The following is a 19955-nucleotide window of genomic DNA, read 5'->3' as shown; positions in this document are numbered from 1 at the left end:
GATCGGGTGAGGGGTACGGCCCGAGCCTAGAACCAGTTGCGCTGCGAACCCACGGACGCGATCCACTGGTTGAGGTAAGCAGCCCAGTCGGTCCCCTGGTACGACTGCAGACCCACCTGGAAGCAGCGGTACGTGTCGCTGCCCTCGGTGAACAGCCCCGACTTCTTGTCCATCTCCAGCACGACGTCCATCTCACGGCCGTCCGAGATGAAGGTCAGCTCCACCTGGTTCAGCCCGCGGTACTGCGACGGCGGGAGGAACTCGATCTCCTGGTAGAACGGCAGCGTCTGGCGCGTCCCGCGGATGTGCCCGCGCTCCATGTCCGCGCTGCGGAAGCTGAAGCCGAGCTGACGGAACGCGTCCAGGATCGCCTGCTGCGCCGGCACCGGGTGCACGTTGATCGGGTCGAGGTCGCCGGCGTCCACCGCACGCGCGATCTCCAGCTCGGTGCTGACCCCGATGTTCATCCCGTGCAGCTGCTGACCCCCGAAGTGGGTGATCGGCGTCTCCCACGGGATCTCCAGCCCGAACGGCACCACGTGCAGGGCGCCGGGCTGCACCTGGAAGGCACCACCGAGACGCTGCTTGGTGAAGACGATGTCCTGCTTGTACTCCTGGTCGCCGCCCTCCACCTCGACCCGGGCCTGGAGGCCGATGGACAGGCCCTCGATCTGCTGCTCCACGGAACCGCCCTGGATGCGGACCTCACCCTGGACGATCCCGCCCGGCACGACGTTCGGCTCGGTGATGATCGTGTCCACCGAAGCACCGCCGGCACCCAGCGCCGCGAACAGCTTCTTGAACCCCATGCTCTGACTCCCCTTGAAGGCTCGTGCGACTACCGCTTACGAGTACACCCTGACAAACGCGGAACCTTAGGCCCCGGTTGCAGATGTGCGCGTTCGACTACGCTCGACCGGATGAGCGCGCGCCCCGACCGTACGCCCCTGGCCCGGTCCTTCTTCGACCGGCCGGTCCTCACGGTGGCCCCGGACCTGCTCGGCCGCATCCTGGTCCGCCGTACACCGGAAGGCCCGCTGGAGCTCCGCATCACGGAGGTGGAGGCGTACGAGGGGGAGGCCGACCCCGGCTCCCACGCCTATAGGGGACGCACCGCACGCAACGCATCCATGTTCGGTCCGCCCGGACACGCGTACGTCTACTTCATCTACGGCATGTGGTTCAGCCTCAACCTGGTGTGCGGCCCGCCGGGCCACGCGAGCGGGGTCCTGCTGCGCGCGGGCGAGATCACCGAAGGTGCCGACCTGGCTCGCAAACGTCGACTTTCAGCCAGAAGCGACCGAGAACTGGCCAAAGGGCCGGCCCGCCTGGCCACGGCCCTGGGGATCGACCGCTCCCTGGACGGTACCGACCTCTGCGCCGGCCCCGGTTCCCCGCTGGAACTCTTGAAGGGCACCGCCACCGCACCCGACCTGGTGAGCATCGGTCCCCGCACGGGAGTCGGAGGCGCCGGCGCAGGCCATCCCTACCGCTACTGGATCACGAGTGACCCGACAGTGAGCCCGTACCGCGCCCACGCGCCACGCCGCCGTTCAACTTGACTCGCCCTTGGCGGACGCCTAACGTAGCCCGAGCCGCTTGAACGGGGCACTGCCATCAGCAGACCCCGGTGCGGCCAACCCACTACCTACGACGTACCCCTGGCGGGGTCGATTTCGGCATGCCCGAATTCGAATCCAGTGGCTCGATTATGAGTCGCAAGGGATAAGCGCTAAAGTGGTGGAACGCCGAAAGGCAAAGGCCCCCAACGGCCGCAGAATTCAAATCCAAGTCGGAAACGACAGCGGAAATGATCTGGTAGAGTTGGAAACGAAGAACGAAAGCCCGGAGGAAAGCCCGAGAGGGTGAGTACAAAGGAAGCGTCCGTTCCTTGAGAACTCAACAGCGTGCCAAAAATCAACGCCAGAAGTTGATACCCCGTCCATTTCGGTGGATGAGGTTCCTTTGAAAAAGTCCTGTCTTTCGGGGCAGGCAACAACACAGCGAGGACGCAGTGGACGGTCGGTCTTATTCCGACATGATCGTCCCGCTCTAAGTGCGTGTGCACCCGATTACGGGTAAACATTCATGGAGAGTTTGATCCTGGCTCAGGACGAACGCTGGCGGCGTGCTTAACACATGCAAGTCGAACGATGAAGCCCTTCGGGGTGGATTAGTGGCGAACGGGTGAGTAACACGTGGGCAATCTGCCCTTCACTCTGGGACAAGCCCTGGAAACGGGGTCTAATACCGGATAATACTCCTGCCTGCATGGGTGGGGGTTAAAAGCTCCGGCGGTGAAGGATGAGCCCGCGGCCTATCAGCTTGTTGGTGGGGTAATGGCCCACCAAGGCGACGACGGGTAGCCGGCCTGAGAGGGCGACCGGCCACACTGGGACTGAGACACGGCCCAGACTCCTACGGGAGGCAGCAGTGGGGAATATTGCACAATGGGCGAAAGCCTGATGCAGCGACGCCGCGTGAGGGATGACGGCCTTCGGGTTGTAAACCTCTTTCAGCAGGGAAGAAGCGAAAGTGACGGTACCTGCAGAAGAAGCGCCGGCTAACTACGTGCCAGCAGCCGCGGTAATACGTAGGGCGCAAGCGTTGTCCGGAATTATTGGGCGTAAAGAGCTCGTAGGCGGCTTGTCACGTCGGATGTGAAAGCCCGAGGCTTAACCTCGGGTCTGCATTCGATACGGGCTAGCTAGAGTGTGGTAGGGGAGATCGGAATTCCTGGTGTAGCGGTGAAATGCGCAGATATCAGGAGGAACACCGGTGGCGAAGGCGGATCTCTGGGCCATTACTGACGCTGAGGAGCGAAAGCGTGGGGAGCGAACAGGATTAGATACCCTGGTAGTCCACGCCGTAAACGTTGGGAACTAGGTGTTGGCGACATTCCACGTCGTCGGTGCCGCAGCTAACGCATTAAGTTCCCCGCCTGGGGAGTACGGCCGCAAGGCTAAAACTCAAAGGAATTGACGGGGGCCCGCACAAGCAGCGGAGCATGTGGCTTAATTCGACGCAACGCGAAGAACCTTACCAAGGCTTGACATATACCGGAAAGCATTAGAGATAGTGCCCCCCTTGTGGTCGGTATACAGGTGGTGCATGGCTGTCGTCAGCTCGTGTCGTGAGATGTTGGGTTAAGTCCCGCAACGAGCGCAACCCTTGTCCTGTGTTGCCAGCATGCCCTTCGGGGTGATGGGGACTCACAGGAGACCGCCGGGGTCAACTCGGAGGAAGGTGGGGACGACGTCAAGTCATCATGCCCCTTATGTCTTGGGCTGCACACGTGCTACAATGGCCGGTACAATGAGCTGCGATACCGTGAGGTGGAGCGAATCTCAAAAAGCCGGTCTCAGTTCGGATTGGGGTCTGCAACTCGACCCCATGAAGTCGGAGTTGCTAGTAATCGCAGATCAGCATTGCTGCGGTGAATACGTTCCCGGGCCTTGTACACACCGCCCGTCACGTCACGAAAGTCGGTAACACCCGAAGCCGGTGGCCCAACCCGTAAGGGAGGGAGCTGTCGAAGGTGGGACTGGCGATTGGGACGAAGTCGTAACAAGGTAGCCGTACCGGAAGGTGCGGCTGGATCACCTCCTTTCTAAGGAGCACAGTACCGATTGCAGACAAACGTTCTGCACGGTCAGCTCATGGGTGGAACGTTGATTAGTTGGCATCTTCGGTCTGATGGTTCTCAAGTACTGCTTCGGCGTGGAAAGAGAAGACGGATGAACGGAGATGCTTGGCACGTTGTTGGGTCCTGAAGGTACGGCCGTAAGGTCATGTCTTCAGTGCCGGCCCCAGTGAACTCGCCAGCTTGTCTGGTGGGGTGATGGGTGGCTGGTCGTTGTTTGAGAACTACACAGTGGACGCGAGCATCTGTGGCCAAGTTTTTAAGGGCGCACGGTGGATGCCTTGGCACCAGGAACCGATGAAGGACGTGAGAGGCCGCGATAGGCCCCGGGGAGCTGCCAACTGAGCTTTGATCCGGGGGTGTCCGAATGGGGAAACCCGGCAGTCGTCATGGGCTGTCACCCACTGCTGAACACATAGGCAGTGTGGAGGGAACGAGGGGAAGTGAAACATCTCAGTACCCTCAGGAAGAGAAAACAACCGTGATTCCGGGAGTAGTGGCGAGCGAAACCGGATGAGGCCAAACCGTATGCGTGTGATACCCGGCAGGGGTTGCGCATGCGGGGTTGTGGGAATTCTTTTGATCGGTCTGCCGGCCGGTCGGCGAGTCAGAAACCGTTGATGTAGTCGAAGGACATGCGAAAGGTCCGGCGTAGAGGGTAAGACCCCCGTAGACGAAACATCAGCGGCTTGCTTAAGAATCTCCCAAGTAGCACGGGGCCCGAGAAATCCCGTGTGAATCTGGCGGGACCACCCGCTAAGCCTAAATATTCCCTGGTGACCGATAGCGGATAGTACCGTGAGGGAATGGTGAAAAGTACCGCGGGAGCGGAGTGAAATAGTACCTGAAACCGTGTGCCTACAAGCCGTGGGAGCGTCGCTGTATGTGCTTGCACATACAGTCGTGACTGCGTGCCTTTTGAAGAATGAGCCTGCGAGTTAGCGGTGTGTAGCGAGGTTAACCCGTGTGGGGAAGCCGTAGCGAAAGCGAGTCCGAATAGGGCGATTGAGTTGCACGCTCTAGACCCGAAGCGGAGTGATCTAGCCATGGGCAGGTTGAAGCGGAGGTAAGACTTCGTGGAGGACCGAACCCACCAGGGTTGAAAACCTGGGGGATGACCTGTGGTTAGGGGTGAAAGGCCAATCAAACTCCGTGATAGCTGGTTCTCCCCGAAATGCATTTAGGTGCAGCGTCGTGTGTTTCTTGCCGGAGGTAGAGCACTGGATAGGCGATGGGCCCTACCGGGTTACTGACCTTAGCCAAACTCCGAATGCCGGTAAGTGAGAGCACGGCAGTGAGACTGTGGGGGATAAGCTCCATGGTCGAGAGGGAAACAGCCCAGAGCATCGACTAAGGCCCCTAAGCGTACGCTAAGTGGGAAAGGATGTGGAGTCGCAGAGACAACCAGGAGGTTGGCTTAGAAGCAGCCACCCTTGAAAGAGTGCGTAATAGCTCACTGGTCAAGTGATTCCGCGCCGACAATGTAGCGGGGCTCAAGCGTACCGCCGAAGTCGTGTCATTGCAGCAATAGGGCCAACGCCCGCTGTGATGGGTAGGGGAGCGTCGTGTGCCGGGTGAAGCAGCAGCGGAAGCTAGTTGTGGACGGTTCACGAGTGAGAATGCAGGCATGAGTAGCGATACACACGTGAGAAACGTGTGCGCCGATTGACTAAGGGTTCCTGGGTCAAGCTGATCTGCCCAGGGTAAGTCGGGACCTAAGGCGAGGCCGACAGGCGTAGTCGATGGACAACCGGTTGATATTCCGGTACCCGCTTTGAAACGCCCAATATCGAATCAGGCGATGCTAAGTCCGTGAAGCCGTTCCGGACCCTTCGGGGAAAGGAAAGTGGTGGAGCCGACGAACCAGACTTGTAGTAGGTAAGCGATGGGGTGACGCAGGAAGGTAGTCCAGCCCGGGCGGTGGTTGTCCCGGGGTAAGGGTGTAGGCCGAGGGGTAGGCAAATCCGTCCCTCATTAAGGCTGAGACCTGATGCCGAGCCGATTGTGGTGAAGTGGATGATCCTATGCTGTCGAGAAAAGCCTCTAGCGAGTTTCATGGCGGCCCGTACCCTAAACCGACTCAGGTGGTCAGGTAGAGAATACCGAGGCGTTCGGGTGAACTATGGTTAAGGAACTCGGCAAAATGCCCCCGTAACTTCGGGAGAAGGGGGGCCATCACTGGTGATCGGACTTGCTCCGTGAGCTGGGGGTGGCCGCAGAGACCAGCGAGAAGCGACTGTTTACTAAAAACACAGGTCCGTGCGAAGCCGTAAGGCGATGTATACGGACTGACGCCTGCCCGGTGCTGGAACGTTAAGGGGACCGGTTAGTGCACTTTCGGGTGTGCGAAGCTGAGAACTTAAGCGCCAGTAAACGGCGGTGGTAACTATAACCATCCTAAGGTAGCGAAATTCCTTGTCGGGTAAGTTCCGACCTGCACGAATGGCGTAACGACTTCTCGACTGTCTCAACCATAGGCCCGGTGAAATTGCACTACGAGTAAAGATGCTCGTTTCGCGCAGCAGGACGGAAAGACCCCGGGACCTTTACTACAGTTTGATATTGGTGTTCGGTTCGGCTTGTGTAGGATAGGTGGGAGACTTTGAAGCAGCCACGCCAGTGGTTGTGGAGTCGCCGTTGAAATACCACTCTGGTCGTGCTGGATGTCTAACCTCGGTCCGTGATCCGGATCAGGGACAGTGTCTGATGGGTAGTTTAACTGGGGCGGTTGCCTCCCAAAGGGTAACGGAGGCGCCCAAAGGTTCCCTCAGCCTGGTTGGCAATCAGGTGTTGAGTGTAAGTGCACAAGGGAGCTTGACTGTGAGACCGACGGGTCGAGCAGGGACGAAAGTCGGGACTAGTGATCCGGCGGTGGCTTGTGGAAGCGCCGTCGCTCAACGGATAAAAGGTACCCCGGGGATAACAGGCTGATCTTCCCCAAGAGTCCATATCGACGGGATGGTTTGGCACCTCGATGTCGGCTCGTCGCATCCTGGGGCTGGAGTCGGTCCCAAGGGTTGGGCTGTTCGCCCATTAAAGCGGTACGCGAGCTGGGTTTAGAACGTCGTGAGACAGTTCGGTCCCTATCCGCTGTGCGCGTAGGAATATTGAGAAGGGCTGTCCCTAGTACGAGAGGACCGGGACGGACGAACCTCTGGTGTGCCAGTTGTCCTGCCAAGGGCATGGCTGGTTGGCTACGTTCGGGAGGGATAACCGCTGAAAGCATCTAAGCGGGAAGCCTGCTTCAAGATGAGTATTCCCACCTCCTTGAGAGGGTAAGGCTCCCAGTAGACGACTGGGTTGATAGGCCAGATGTGGAAGCCCGGTAACGGGTGGAGCTGACTGGTACTAATAGGCCGAGGGCTTGTCCTCAGTTGCTCGCGTCCACTGTGTTAGTTCTGAAGCAACGAACAGTTGCTGGTTTCTAGAGCTAGAACATAACTACAAAGTGTGCTTGTTCGCTCGAAACCGATAGGGTTTCGGTGGTCATAGCGTTAGGGAAACGCCCGGTTACATTCCGAACCCGGAAGCTAAGCCTTTCAGCGCCGATGGTACTGCAGGGGGGACCCTGTGGGAGAGTAGGACGCCGCCGAACAATCTTTCAAAGGACCCTTGGTCCAGCGTTCAACGCTGGACCAAGGGTCCTTTTTGTTTTTCACCTCTTTACGCCGAAGCGCGGCCATGGGTTGGTTGCGCGAGAATGACTAGCGGTACCCCGAAGACAGGAGTCACACCCATGTCCAACTCTCCCGACGATCGTCCGGAGCGCGAGCCTCGTCGCAACGACGGCGGTGACAGGGGCGGCTACCGCGGGGGCCGTGACGACCGTGGCGGTGACCGTGGTGGCTTCCGCCGCGACGACCGCGGTGGCCGGCCGACCGGTGGCGACCGTCCGTCGTACCCGCGTCGCGACGACCGCGGCGGGCGTCCCGCCACCGGTGGTGGCGGCGGCTTCCGTCGCGATGACCGCGGTGGCGACCGCCCGTCCTACCCGCGCCGTGATGACGACCGTGGTGGCCGTCCCTCGTACCCGCGTCGTGATGACGACCGCGGTGGTTTCCGTGGCGGTCGTGATGAGCGTGGTGGCGACCGTCCGTCGTACCCGCGCCGTGACGACCGTGGTGAGCGCCCCTCCGGCGGCGGCGGTGGCTTCCGCCGTGACGACCGTGGCGAGCGTCCCTCGTACCCGCGCCGTGATGACGACCGCGGTGGTTTCCGTGGTGGCCGTGATGAGCGTGGTGGCGACCGTCCGTCGTACCCGCGTCGCGACGACCGTGGTGAGCGCCCCTCCGGCGGCGGCGGTGGCTTCCGCCGTGACGACCGTGGCGAGCGTCCCTCCGGCGGCGGCTTCCGCGGCCGCGAGGACCGTCCCTCGTACCCGCGTCGCGATGACCGCGGTGGCGACCGTCCGTCGTACCCGCGCCGTGACGACCGTGGTGAGCGCCCCTCCGGCGGCGGTGGTGGTGGCTTCCGCCGTGACGACCGTGGCGAGCGTCCCTCGTACCCGCGTCGTGATGACGACCGCGGTGGTTTCCGTGGTGGCCGTGATGAGCGTGGTGGCGACCGTCCGTCGTACCCGCGTCGCGACGACCGTGGTGAGCGTCCCTCTGGCGGCGGTGGTGGCTTCCGCCGCGACGACCGTGGCGAGCGTCCCTCCGGCGGCGGCTTCCGCGGCCGCGAGGACCGTCCCTCGTACCCGCGTCGCGACGACCGCGGTGGCGACCGTCCGTCGTACCCGCGTCGCGACGACCGCGGTGAGCGTCCCTCCGGCGGCGGCTTCCGCGGCCGCGAGGACCGTCCCTCGTACCCGCGTCGCGACGACCGCGGTGGCGACCGTCCGTCGTACCCGCGCCGTGACGACCGCGGTGAGCGCCCCTCCGGCGGCGGTGGTGGTGGCTTCCGCCGTGACGACCGTGGCGAGCGTCCCTCGTACCCGCGTCGTGATGACGACCGCGGTACCCGCCCGTCCTACCCGCGCCGCGATGACGACCGCGGTGGCCGTCCCTCGTACCCGCGTCGTGATGACGACCGCGGTGGTTTCCGTGGCGGTCGCGATGACCGTGGTGGTGACCGTCCGTCGTACCCGCGCCGTGACGACCGCGGTGGCGACCGTGGCGGGTTCCGCGGTCGTGATGACCGTGGTGGCGACCGCGGTGGCTACCGTGGCGGTCGCGACGACCGTGGCGGCGACCGCGACTACCGCGCGGACCGCGACCGGGACCCGGTCAAGCGGCTTCCGATCGACGAGGACGTCACCGGCCTGGAGATCGACGCCGATGTCCGCCAGGAGCTCCTGAGCCTGCCCAAGGGCCTGGCCGAGGAGGTCTCCCGCAACCTGGTCATGGTCGCCCGGCTGATCGACGAGGACCCGGAGCAGGCGTACGCGTACTCGCGCATCGCCCTGCGCCTGGCCTCCCGCGTCGCTGCCGTCCGCGAGGCCGCCGGCTTCGCCGCGTACGCCACGCAGAAGTACAGCGAGGCGCTCGCGGAGTTCCGCGCCGCCAAGCGCATGACCGGTTCCGTCGAACTGTGGCCCGTCATGGCCGACTGCGAGCGCGGCCTCGGCCGCCCCGAGCGCGCGCTGGCCATGGCCGGCGAGCCCGAGGTGCAGAAGCTGGACAAGGCCGGCCAGGTCGAGATGCGCCTGGTCGCCGCCGGTGCGCGCCGGGACATGGGGCAGCTCGACGCCGCCATCGTGACCCTGCAGAGCCCCGAGCTGGCCTCCAACGCCATCCAGCCGTGGACCGCGCGCCTGCGGTACGCCTACGCGGACGCCCTGCTGGCGGCCGGCCGTGAGGACGAGGCGCGCGAGTGGTTCGCCAAGACGGTCGAGGCGGACAAGGACGGCTCGATGGACGCCTCCGACCGGCTCGCCGAGCTGGACGGCGTCGAGTTCGTCGACGCGCTCGCCGGCGATGAGCCGGACGGGGTCGACGAGGACGAGGACGACGAGGACGACGAGGACGAAGAGCAGGACGCCGCCGAGGTGGCTGCTGCCGAGCGTGCGTCCGACCAGGCCGAGTACTACGACGAGGACGACGACGAGTACGAGCCCCTGGAGCGGTCCGACGCGGACGCCGACGTCGACGTCACCGACGAGATCGCCGTCGTCGAGGACGAGGACGAGGACGAGGACGACGCCCAGGCCCGTGACAAGGCCTGAGCAGCGGTCCTGCTGAACTGAGAAAGGGCGGCACCCCCGGTGGGGTGCCGCCCTTTTTCGTATCCGCGGCCGGGCCGGGCCGGGTCAGGTCAGGCTGCGCAGGACCAGGCCGGTGGCCGGCTTCGGGCCGAAGGACGTGGACTTGCGGGGCATCGTGACGCCCTGGCGGGCCAGGTCCCGCACGACCTGCTCCCGTACGGGGTGCAGCAGGACCGCGGTGCCGCCGTGACGCTCGGCCATGGCGACGGTGGCTGCGGCGTCGTGGATGTACGAGATCTGGTCGGGGGTGTCGGGGATCTGCCACAGCGCGTCGAGCAGGGTCGCGTGCAGGACGGTCGCGTCCAGCCGGCGCCAGGCCTCGGGACGGTCGCGGCGCACGGTGCGCTCCAGGAGGTCCAGATCCGGGTCGGTGACCAGGTGGAAGGTGCCGTCGCCGGTCAGGAGGAAGGCGTTGCCGCGCTCCGCGGCGTCGGCGAGGGCCTCCAGGGCGAGCGGCAGCGGGCCCTCGACCGGGCGGACCCGGAAGCTGCCCTCGACGGCGGCCAGGGCGTCCGCGACCGGGGTGCGGCGCAGCATCCGGTGGATGGCGCGCACCTGGAGCGGGTAGCGGGCCGTGTCGACGAGGAGGACCAGCCCGAAGTCCCATGCGGTGGGGGACTGGTGCTCCTCCTGCAGGCGCAGGTACGTCGCCCAGCGGTGGTGTCCGTCGGCGATGAGGGCCTGGCGGTGCCCGAGGTCGGCGGTGACGGCGGCCAGGTCGGCGGGGTCGGTGATGGCCCAGAGCCGGTGGCGGAAGCCGTCCTCGGTGGTGGTGGCGAGCAGCGGAGTGCCTGTCGCGGTCCGCTCGACGACCTCGGCCGCGCCGGCTGCGGTGTCGTCCCCGAGATAGGTGAGCAGGAGGGGCTCCAGATTGGCCGAAGCCGCCCGCATCAGGCCGGCCCGGTCGGTGACCACGTCCGGCATCACGTCCTCGTGCGGGAGGACGATGCCGGCGTCGGGCTGCGACAGGGCGAGGGCACCGATCACACCGCGCTGCAGCAGGCCGCCCTTGCGCTGCTCGTAGACGTAGAGGGCGGGCTCGGGGTCGGCGCTGAGGATGCCGTTGCGGAGCCAGTCGTGCAGGGTGCGTGCGGCCTGTTCGTTGCGCTCGGCGGGGGTGTCCGCCTGAGGCAGGATCAGGCGGACGATGTTGTGCGGATCGGCGGACTGCAAGTGGTCGACGCCGTCCGGGCGCACCACCACGTCGTACGGCGGTGAGGTGACGGCGGCCAGGCTGCCGACACGCTCCGGGTCATAGCGCAGTCCGTGGAAGGGGATCAGGCGCAGCCCGTCGTCCGCAGTACCAGATGTGGTCATTGGTGCATGGTAAGACGCGTCTCGCGATGCGGGATGATCGGGTGAGCAAGACCGCAGCACAAGCAGTCGGGATCGGTCACGGACCGGTCGAGGATCGAACGGACAGGGAGCCGACAGGATGACCCGGCAGATCAGGACGAGTCCGGCGGGCAGCGAGCGCAGCCTGCACAAGGCGTACGACACGGCCCTGCTGGACCTGGACGGAGTGGTGTACGCGGGCGGCGAGGCGATCGCGTACGCGGCGCAGTCGCTGGCGTCGGCCCGGGCCGACGGGATGCACCTCGCGTACGTCACGAACAACGCGCTGCGTACCCCGGAGGCGGTCGCCGAGCACCTGAGCGAGCTGGGCATCCCGACCGAGGCCGGTGAGGTGATCACCTCGGCGCAGGCCGTGGCCCGGCTGATCTCGGAGCAGGTGGAGCCGGGGTCGAAGGTGCTGGTGATCGGCGGGGAGGGGCTCCGGGTCGCGCTGCGCGAGCGGGGGCTGGTCCCGGTGGACTCCGCCGACGAGGAGGGGCTCGCGGCGGTGGTCCAGGGGTACGGGGGCCCGGACCTGCCGTGGTCGCGGTTCGCGGAGGCCGCGTACGCGATCCACCGCGGGGTGCCGTGGTACGCGTCGAACACCGATCTGACGATTCCGGGGGCGCGCGGGATCGGGCCCGGCAACGGGGCCGCGGTGGAGGTCGTCCGGATCGCCACGGGTGCCGAACCGCAGGTGGCGGGGAAGCCGCTGCCCCCGATGCACCGGGAGACGGTGCTGCGGACCGGGGCCGAGCGGCCGCTGGTGGTCGGTGACCGGCTGGACACGGACATCGAGGGCGCTTTCAACGGGGAGGTGGACTCGCTGCTGGTGCTGACCGGGGTGACGGACGGGGCGCAGCTGCTGCGGGCCGAGCCGAGGCACCGGCCGACGTACGTGGACCGGGACCTGCGGGGGCTGCTGACGGGGCAGCCGGAGGTCGTGGCGGCGGACGGGGGCTTCCGCTGTGGTGGCTGGACCGCGGTGGCGGCGGCGGACGTACTGGAGTTGCGGGGCGAGGGCGATCCGATCGACGGGCTGCGGGCGATGTGCGCGGCCGCCTGGACCCAGGCGGTCGAGGGTTCCTGCTCGCTGGACGCGGGGAAGGCCCTGGCCCGGATCGGGTTGTAGGCGGGGGCGGCCGGGCAGTCGGGCAGTCGGGCGGCGGTCCGTGAGGCGCCGTGTGCCGAGCCGGGGCCGAGCCGGTTCCCTGCCGGTGTCGAGCAGGGGCTGATCAGGCGGAACGGCACCTGGCCGGGCGGAGGGTAGGCTAACCTAACTTCCGTGTTGGTCGAGAGTCCCCCTGAACAGAGCGCGGCGCCGGTCGCCGCCGCCCGCCCGCGGCCCGCGGCCCGCGCCGCCGGTCTGCTCGGCGCCCTCGCGGTGCTGGCCCTGATCGCGGTGGCGAGCATCGCCGTGGGCGCCAAACAGATGCCCCTCGACCAGGTCTGGCACGGCCTGTTCCACTACGCGGGAACGCCCTCCGACGTGGTGGTGCGCGACCTGCGGGTGCCGCGCACCCTCCTCGGGCTGATGGTCGGGCTCGGCCTCGGCCTCTCCGGTGCGGTCATGCAGGCGCTGACCCGCAATCCGCTGGCCGAGCCGGGCATCCTCGGCGTCAACGCGGGCGCCGCGGCCGCCGTGGTCTCGGCCGTCACCTTCCTCGGAGCCTCCTCGCTCAGCGAGTTCGTGTGGTGGGCCTTCCTCGGCGCCGCCGTCGTCTCCGTCGTGGTCTACGTACTCGGCGGCAGCCGCAGCGCGACACCGGTGCGCCTCGCGCTCGCCGGTACCGCCGCCAGCGCGGCCCTGGTCGGCTACATCAACGCCGTGCAGCTGATGGACAGCAAGGCGCTGGACAAGATCCGCTTCTGGACCGTGGGCTCGCTGGCTTCCGCGAACATGGACACCGTCCGGCAGGTCGCGCCGTTCCTGCTGGTGGGCGCGGTGATCGCGCTGTCGCTGGGCCGGCCGCTGAACGCGATGGCCATGGGCGACGACACCGCGCGGGCCCTCGGCGCCCACCTCACCCGGACCCGGATCGCCGCAGTGGTCGCCATCACCCTGCTGTGCGGGGCGGCGACCGCCGCCTGCGGGCCGATCGTCTTCATCGGGCTGATGATCCCGCACCTGGTGCGGCTCCTCACCGGCCCCGACATGCGGTGGGTGCTCGCCTACTCGGCGGTCCTCTCGCCGGTGCTGCTGTTGGGCGCGGACGTCGTCGGCCGGGTCGTCACCCGGCCCGCCGAGCTCCAGGTCGGCATCGTCACCGCGCTCATCGGCGGACCCGTCTTCATCTACCTCGTCCGGCGCAAGAGGATGGCCCAGCTGTGACCGTCGACCTCCGGGCGGACGAGCCCGGCTCCCGCGGCTCCCGTCCCCTGCGCGGCCCCGGCGGGCTGTCCCTGCGCCTGGAGCCCCGGGCGCTGGTCGCCGGACTGCTGCTCACCGCGGCCGCGCTGGCGATGGCCGTCGTCCTGATCGGCACCGGCGACTTCGAGATCGCGCCGTGGGACGTCGTACAGACCCTGCTGGGCAACGGCACCCCCGCCCACGACTTCATCGTCAACGACCTGCGGCTGCCGCGCGTGCTGGTCGCCCTGCTGGTGGGCGCCGCGCTCGGCATGGCCGGCGCGGTCTTCCAGTCCGTCTCCCGCAACCCGCTCGGCTCCCCGGACCTGCTCGGCTTCAGCTACGGCGCGTCGGTCGGTGCGCTCACCGTGATCGTCCTGTTCAAGGGCGACGCGAACGCGGTCGCGGGAGGCGCGCTCGTGGGCGGACTGCTCACCGGCGTCGTCGTCTACCTGCTGTCGTACAAGCGCGGCATCCACGGCTACCGGCTGGTGCTGGTCGGCATCGGCGCCTCCGCAATGCTCGTCGCCGTCATCAACTACCTGCTGACCAAGGCCCAGCTCGTCGAGGCCACCCGTGCGATGGTCTGGCTGACCGGCTCGCTCGCCGGCCGGGACTGGAGCCAGGTCTGGCCGCTGCTCGGGACGTGTGCGGTGCTGTTCCCGCTCGTCCTCGGGCAGGGCCGGGCCCTGCGGATGATGGAGATGGGCGACGACGCCGCGTACGCCCTCGGAGTACGGGTGGAACGTATGCGGATGCTGCTGATGCTGGCGGCGGTCCTGTTGACCACCGCGGCCGCCGCGGCCGCCGGACCCATCTCGTTCGTCGCCCTGGCCGCGCCCCAGCTGGCCCGGCGGCTGACCCGCTCGCCCGGGTCGAACCTGCTCGCCGGCGCGCTGATGGGCTCCGTCCTGCTGCTCGTGTCCGACTGGGCCTCGCAGCGCGCCTTCGGCGCCGACCAGCTGCCGGTGGGTGTGGTGACGGGGCTGGTCGGCGGTGTCTACCTGCTCTGGCTGCTCGTCACCGAGCGCAGGGCGGGACGTATATGAGCACGGACACGAGCAACTCAAGGAGTACGCAGGTGCAGCGGCTGACCGCGCAGAACGTGACCCTCGGCTACGACCAGCGGGTCATCGCCGAGAACCTGTCGGTGGAGATCCCCGACCACTCGTTCACGGTGATCGTCGGACCCAACGCGTGTGGCAAGTCCACGCTGCTGCGGGCCCTGTCGCGGATGCTGAAGCCGTCCGCCGGGCAGGTACTGCTGGACGGGCAGGCCATCGGGTCGATGCCGGCCAAGAAGGTCGCCAAGACGCTGGGCCTGCTGCCGCAGTCCTCGATCGCGCCGGACGGGATCACCGTCGCCGACCTGGTCTCGCGGGGCCGCTACCCGCACCAGGGGCTGCTGCGGCAGTGGTCGCCGGAGGACGAGCGGATCGTCCTCGAATCCATGGCCTCGACCGGGGTCGCCGAGCTCGCGGACCGGTCGGTGGACGAGCTGTCGGGCGGCCAGCGCCAGCGGGTGTGGATCGCGATGGCGCTCGCGCAGCAGACGCCGCTGCTGCTCCTGGACGAGCCGACCACCTACCTCGACATCCAGCACCAGATCGACGTGCTGGACCTGTGCGCCGAACTGCACGAGAACCAGGGCCGGACCCTGGTGGCCGTGCTGCACGACCTCAACCACGCGGCCCGCTACGCCACGCACCTGATCGCGATGCGCGGCGGAGAGGTCGTCGCGGAGGGGCCGCCGGCCGAGGTGGTCACGGCGGAGCTGGTGGAGAAGGTGTTCGGGCTGCGCTGCCAGATCATCGATGACCCGGAGACGGGCACCCCGCTGGTGATCCCGGCCGCCAGGACCCGGGCCGGGCGTTTGACCGGTAAGGGTGCCGCGGGCTGACCGTCGAGGGAGCGTGCGCGCCGTTGCCGGGGCGCCGTTCCCGGTCCCTCCTCCGGCTACGGCCGGCGTGCCCCCGGCGCCCCGATGCGACCGGGCGGGGCCGGGTCGTGCCGGGTCACAGCAGGCTCTTGAGGCGGAGCAGGTCGCGGAAGCCGGCCTCCAGCCGGACCCGGCCGGAGGCCCAGGCCTTGGCGAACTTCAGCTCGCCCGCGACCATCGCCACCAGGTCGTCCCCGGCCATCGCGAGCCGGATCTCGGCCTTGGCGGCGGGCGGACCGGGGGAGACCGCGTCCACCCGGATCCGGCCTCCTTCGAGGCGGCCGGTGAAGGTCTGGTCGAGGTCCGTGATGTGGCAGCTCAGGGAGCGGTCCAGCGCGGCAGCACCGCGCACACTGCCGTCGGCCTGCGCGAGGTTGTCGGAAAGTCGGTCGAGTGCGGCGCGGCACTCATCGATCGTAGCCATCGTGATCTCGACCGTACCGCAGAGCCGTGCGCGGCCGCCCGGGTGCTTCGGGGTAGCGTCGTGGCATGACCGACGACTTGGCCGACGCGGCACCGGACGCACCGGACGTACCGGGTGAACGTGGTGAACCGGGCGTGTCCGCGGTACTCGGCGCCTCCGGGGAAGCGGCGCCGGAGCCCTCCGCCGGGCCCGCCGGCCCCGAGCCCCTCGGCCTCGTCCGTACGCCCACCGGCCATGCCGGGGTGGACGCGCACCTGGAGCGGCTGGCCGAAGCCGACCACCTCACGGCGGACGGACACGTCGCGGTGTACGAGGATGTGCACAGGGGGTTGCGCGACGCGCTGACCGCGCTGGACGCACCGCCCGTCCCCGGACCGTACGAAAACAGGAGCTGAACCGAACGTGGCAGGAGTGGCACGCCGCCGCCTGGACGCCGAACTGGTACGCCGCAGCATGGCCCGCTCGCGCGAGCACGCCGCCCAGCTGATCGCCGCGGGCCGGGTGACGGTCGGCGGCGCCACCGCGACCAAGGCGGCCACCCAGGTCGAGACCAGCGCGGCCCTGGTGGTCCTCAAGGACGACAGCGACCCCGACTACGTCTCCCGGGGCGGCCACAAACTGGCCGGCGCACTGGCGGCCTTCCAGCCGCAGGGCCTGGCCGTCGAGGGCCGCCGGGCGCTGGACGCCGGCGCCTCCACCGGCGGGTTCACCGACGTACTGCTGCGCGCGGGCGTGGCCCACGTGATGGCCGTCGACGTCGGCTACGGGCAGCTCGCCTGGTCGCTGCAGAGCGACGACCGGGTCACCGTCAAGGACCGGACGAACGTCCGCGAGCTCACCGTCGAGCAGCTCGACGGGACCCCGGTCGACCTCGTCGTCGGCGACCTGTCCTTCATCTCCATCGGCCTGGTCCTGCCCGCCCTGGTGCGCTGCTGCGCCCCGGACGCGGACCTGGTGCTGATGGTCAAGCCGCAGTTCGAGGTCGGCAAGGACCGGCTCGGCAGCGGCGGCGTCGTACGCAGCCCGGAGCTGCGGGCGGAGGCCGTGCGCGAGGTGGCGGCCCGGGCGGCGAAGCTGGGGCTCGGCGTGCTCGGGGTGACCGCGAGTCCGTTGCCCGGTCCGTCGGGTAACGTCGAGTACTTTCTGTGGCTGAGGGCGGGGGCACCGGCACTCGACCCGGCGGATGTTGACCGAGCAGTGGCGGAGGGGCCGCAGTGACTGAATCAGCGGACAGGTCGGATACCTCGCAATCATCGGTTCCGACGGAGGGGCGGACCGTCTTCCTGCTGGCGCACACCGGGCGGCCGGCGGCCATCCGCAGCGCCGAGCTGGTCGTACAGGGGCTGCTGAAGAGCGGGCTAGGCGTACGGGTCGTCGAGTTCGAGGCGAGGGACCTGCCACTGCCGCCCGAGGTGGAGCTGGTGGCCGAGTGCACCCCCGCGGCGCTCGAAGGTTGCGAGCTGCTCATCGTGCTGGGCGGCGACGGGACCCTGCTGCGCGGCGCGGAGTTCGCGCGCGGCTCGGGCGTGCCGATGCTGGGGGTGAACCTGGGTCGGGTGGGGTTCCTCGCGGAGGCCGAGCGGGACGACCTGGACAAGGTCGTGGACCGGGTCGTGACGCGGGCGTACGAGGTCGAGGAGCGGATGACCCTCGACGTGCTCGTACGGACGAACGGAGACGTCGTCCACCGGGACTGGGCGCTGAACGAGGCGGCCGTCCAGAAGGTGTCGCCCGAACGGATGCTCGAAGTGGTCCTGGAGATCGACGGGCGCCCGGTGTCCGGCTTCGGCTGCGACGGGATCGTCTGCGCGACCCCGACGGGATCCACGGCGTACGCCTTCTCCGCCGGCGGGCCGGTGGTCTGGCCGGAGGTGGAAGCGCTGCTGATGGTGCCGATCAGCGCGCACGCGCTGTTCGCGAAGCCGCTGGTGACCTCGCCGGACTCGGTGCTGGCGGTGGAGGTGCAGACCGGAGTGCCGCACGGCGTGCTGTGGTGCGACGGCCGCCGGACGCTGGAGCTGCCGGCAGGGGCCCGGGTGGAGGTCCGGCGGGGCGCGGTGCCGGTGCGGCTCGCCCGGCTGCACCACGCGTCGTTCACGGACCGGCTCGTCGCGAAGTTCGCGCTGCCGGTGTCTGGGTGGCGCGGAGCGCCCCACTAATAGCACATTCGTTCGGGAAACTCTCGACGGGTGACGTCACATGGCACCGGTGAAACCTCGGTATCGTCGTCCCGTGCTTGAGGAGATGCGGATACGGTCGCTCGGGGTCATCGACGACGCGGTGGTCGAGCTGTCGCCCGGTTTCACCGCGGTGACGGGTGAGACCGGCGCGGGCAAGACGATGGTCGTCACCAGCCTCGGCCTGCTGCTCGGCGGTCGCGCCGACCCGGCCCTGGTCCGGATCGGGGCCAAGGCGGCGGTCGTGGAGGGCCGCATCGTCATGCGCCCCGACGCGCCCGCCGCCGTACGCGCCGAGGAAGCCGGGGCCGAGCTCGACGACGGAGCCCTGCTGATCAGCCGGACCGTGTCCGCCGAGGGGCGCTCGCGCGCCCACGTCGGCGGCCGCTCCGTGCCCGTCGGCCTGCTCGGCGAACTCGCGGACGACCTCGTCGCCGTGCACGGGCAGACCGACCAGCAGGGGCTGCTGCGGCCCGCCCGCCAGCGCCAGGCACTCGACCGGTACGCCGGCGACGCCGTCGCCGTCCCGCTGGAGAAGTACGGGGCCGCCTACCGGCGGCTGCGCGCCGTCGCCGTCGAACTCGACGAGATCACCACCCGGGCCCGGGAACGCGCCCAGGAGGCCGACCTGCTGCGCTTCGGCCTGGACGAGATCGCCGCCGTGGAACCGCTGGCCGGCGAGGACGCCGAGCTCGCGGCGGAGGCGGAACGGCTCGGCCACGCCGAATCGCTCGCCTCGGCGGCGCAGATCGCCCACGCGGCCCTCGCGGGCGACGTCGAGGACCCGGAGGACGTCGACGCCAACACCCTCGTCGCGGGCGCACACCGGGCCCTGGAAGCCGTACGGACCCACGACGCGGCGCTCGGCGCGCTCGCGGAACGGATCGGGGAGCTCGGGATCCTGCTCGCCGACGTCGCCGGGGAACTCGCCGGCTACGCCGACGACCTGGACGCCGATCCGCTGCGACTCGCCGCGGTGGAAGAGCGGCGGGCGGCCCTGACCCAGCTGACGCGCAAGTACGGCGACTCGATCGACTCGGTCCTGGAGTGGGCCGAGCGGGGCTCGGCCCGGCTGCTGGAGCTGGACGGCGACGACGAGCGGATCACCGAACTGACCGCCGAACGCGACGGGCTGCGGGCCGAACTGTCGCTGCTGGCGCAGGGGCTGACCGACGCGCGGGTGGAGGCGGCGACGCGGTTCGCGTCGGCCGTCACGCAGGAGCTCGCGTCGCTGGCGATGCCGCACGCACGGGTGACGATCGACATCCGGCAGGTGGAGGACCCCGACGGGGTGGACGTGGACGGCCGTCCGGTCGCGTACGGGCCCTCGGGCACGGACGAGGTCGAACTGCTGCTCGCCCCGCACCCGGGCGCCCAGCCGCGGCCGATCGCCAAGGGCGCCTCGGGCGGTGAACTGTCGCGCGTGATGCTGGCGGTGGAGGTCGTGTTCGCCGGCTCCGACCCGGTGCCGACCTACCTCTTCGACGAGGTCGACGCGGGCGTCGGCGGCAAGGCGGCGGTCGAGGTCGGACGGCGGCTCGCGAAACTGGCCAAGTCGGCGCAGGTCGTGGTCGTCACGCACCTGCCGCAGGTCGCCGCCTTCGCGGACCGGCAGCTGCTCGTCGAGAAGACCAACGACGGGTCCGTGACGAGGAGCGGGGTCACCGTCCTCGAAGGCGAGGACCGCATCCGCGAGCTGTCGCGCATGCTGGCCGGCCACGAGGACTCGGCGTCCGCGCGGGCGCACGCCGAGGAACTGTTGGCGGCGGCGCGCGCGGACGTGTAGCCGCGGTCGCGGTCGTGGTGTGCGAGGACCCGGGACGGACGCCGTCCCGGGCCCTCGTCGCATCCTGCGCTACGCCGTGTGGGTGAGACTCGGGGGCGT

13 protein-coding genes, 3 rRNA genes and 1 pseudogene are annotated in these 19955 nt (G+C 68.2%); 14 read left to right on the top strand and 3 right to left on the bottom strand.

The genetic code is table 11. The annotated features are described in order from the left end of the window. Positions 1-26 precede the first annotated feature (26 nt). On the bottom strand, positions 27-809 hold the full coding sequence (locus OG974_RS12460; protein ID WP_327282758.1) for a sporulation protein: 783 nt from the start codon (positions 807-809) through the stop codon (positions 27-29). Between the two features lie 111 nt (positions 810-920). Here OG974_RS12460 and OG974_RS12455 point away from each other — a divergent pair, with 111 nt between their 5' ends. From OG974_RS12455 to OG974_RS12430, 6 genes and pseudogenes are all read left to right on the top strand, one after another. After that, complete coding sequence (locus OG974_RS12455) at positions 921-1562, top strand: DNA-3-methyladenine glycosylase (RefSeq protein WP_371646459.1); 642 nt, start codon at positions 921-923, stop codon at positions 1560-1562. Between the two features lie 523 nt (positions 1563-2085). Next, positions 2086-3610, top strand: a 16S ribosomal RNA gene (locus OG974_RS12450). 282 nt (positions 3611-3892) lie between these two features. After that, positions 3893-7015, top strand: a 23S ribosomal RNA gene (locus OG974_RS12445). A 106-nt stretch (positions 7016-7121) separates the two neighbouring features. Continuing rightward, positions 7122-7238 (top strand): 5S ribosomal RNA (rrf, locus tag OG974_RS12440). The 16S, 23S and 5S rRNA genes sit together here, the layout of an rRNA operon. 180 nt (positions 7239-7418) lie before the next feature. Beyond that, a pseudogene (locus tag OG974_RS12435) lies at positions 7419-8462 on the top strand (hypothetical protein); the annotation flags it as partial. Positions 8463-8936: 474 nt separating this feature from the next. Continuing rightward, entirely contained in the window at positions 8937-9806 is an 870-nt protein-coding gene (locus OG974_RS12430) for a tetratricopeptide repeat protein (protein ID WP_327285597.1), read from the top strand. Between the two features lie 84 nt (positions 9807-9890). Here OG974_RS12430 and OG974_RS12425 read toward each other — a convergent pair whose 3' ends face one another. Further along, positions 9891-11162 carry a DUF1015 domain-containing protein gene (locus tag OG974_RS12425; RefSeq protein ID WP_327282756.1) on the bottom strand — a complete coding sequence of 424 codons (1272 nt, stop codon included), beginning with the start codon at positions 11160-11162 and terminating at the stop codon, positions 9891-9893. A 118-nt stretch (positions 11163-11280) separates the two neighbouring features. Between OG974_RS12425 and OG974_RS12420 the strand changes: the two genes are divergently transcribed. From OG974_RS12420 to OG974_RS12405, 4 genes are all read left to right on the top strand, one after another. Then, a complete protein-coding gene (locus OG974_RS12420; protein ID WP_371646456.1) occupies positions 11281-12312 on the top strand; it encodes an HAD-IIA family hydrolase in 1032 nt (343 codons plus the stop codon). Between the two features lie 153 nt (positions 12313-12465). Beyond that, positions 12466-13512, top strand: coding sequence for an iron chelate uptake ABC transporter family permease subunit (locus tag OG974_RS12415; RefSeq protein ID WP_327282754.1), 1047 nt, complete (start codon positions 12466-12468; stop codon positions 13510-13512). Next, on the top strand, positions 13509-14579 hold the full coding sequence (locus tag OG974_RS12410; RefSeq protein WP_327282753.1) for an iron chelate uptake ABC transporter family permease subunit: 1071 nt from the start codon (positions 13509-13511) through the stop codon (positions 14577-14579). The genes OG974_RS12415 and OG974_RS12410 overlap by 4 nt, the downstream gene beginning before the upstream one ends. After that, on the top strand, positions 14576-15430 hold the full coding sequence (locus OG974_RS12405; protein WP_327282752.1) for an ABC transporter ATP-binding protein: 855 nt from the start codon (positions 14576-14578) through the stop codon (positions 15428-15430). Before OG974_RS12410 ends, OG974_RS12405 begins: the two co-directional genes overlap by 4 nt. 115 nt (positions 15431-15545) lie before the next feature. Here the strand turns inward: OG974_RS12405 and OG974_RS12400 are convergent, their stop codons facing one another. Next, positions 15546-15893 (bottom strand): SCP2 sterol-binding domain-containing protein, encoded by a 348-nt coding sequence (locus tag OG974_RS12400; RefSeq protein ID WP_328762307.1) that lies wholly within the window; start codon positions 15891-15893, stop codon positions 15546-15548. A 65-nt stretch (positions 15894-15958) separates the two neighbouring features. Here OG974_RS12400 and OG974_RS12395 point away from each other — a divergent pair, with 65 nt between their 5' ends. From OG974_RS12395 to recN, 4 genes are all read left to right on the top strand, one after another. Beyond that, complete coding sequence (locus tag OG974_RS12395) at positions 15959-16288, top strand: hypothetical protein (protein WP_327282750.1); 330 nt, start codon at positions 15959-15961, stop codon at positions 16286-16288. Between the two features lie 7 nt (positions 16289-16295). Beyond that, entirely contained in the window at positions 16296-17111 is an 816-nt protein-coding gene (locus OG974_RS12390; protein WP_327282749.1) for a TlyA family RNA methyltransferase, read from the top strand. Beyond that, on the top strand, positions 17108-18052 hold the full coding sequence (locus OG974_RS12385) for an NAD kinase (RefSeq protein ID WP_327282748.1): 945 nt from the start codon (positions 17108-17110) through the stop codon (positions 18050-18052). The genes OG974_RS12390 and OG974_RS12385 overlap by 4 nt, the downstream gene beginning before the upstream one ends. An 85-nt stretch (positions 18053-18137) precedes the next feature. Beyond that, positions 18138-19856 (top strand): DNA repair protein RecN, encoded by a 1719-nt coding sequence (recN, locus tag OG974_RS12380; RefSeq protein ID WP_327285596.1) that lies wholly within the window; start codon positions 18138-18140, stop codon positions 19854-19856. Positions 19857-19955 lie beyond the last annotated feature (99 nt).

The sequence above is a fragment of the Streptomyces sp. NBC_00597 genome (assembly GCF_041431095.1).
Classification (GTDB): Bacteria; Actinomycetota; Actinomycetes; order Streptomycetales; family Streptomycetaceae; genus Streptomyces.
Note: the sequence above shows the minus strand (reverse complement) of the source record. Positions and strands in the feature narration are given on the sequence as shown.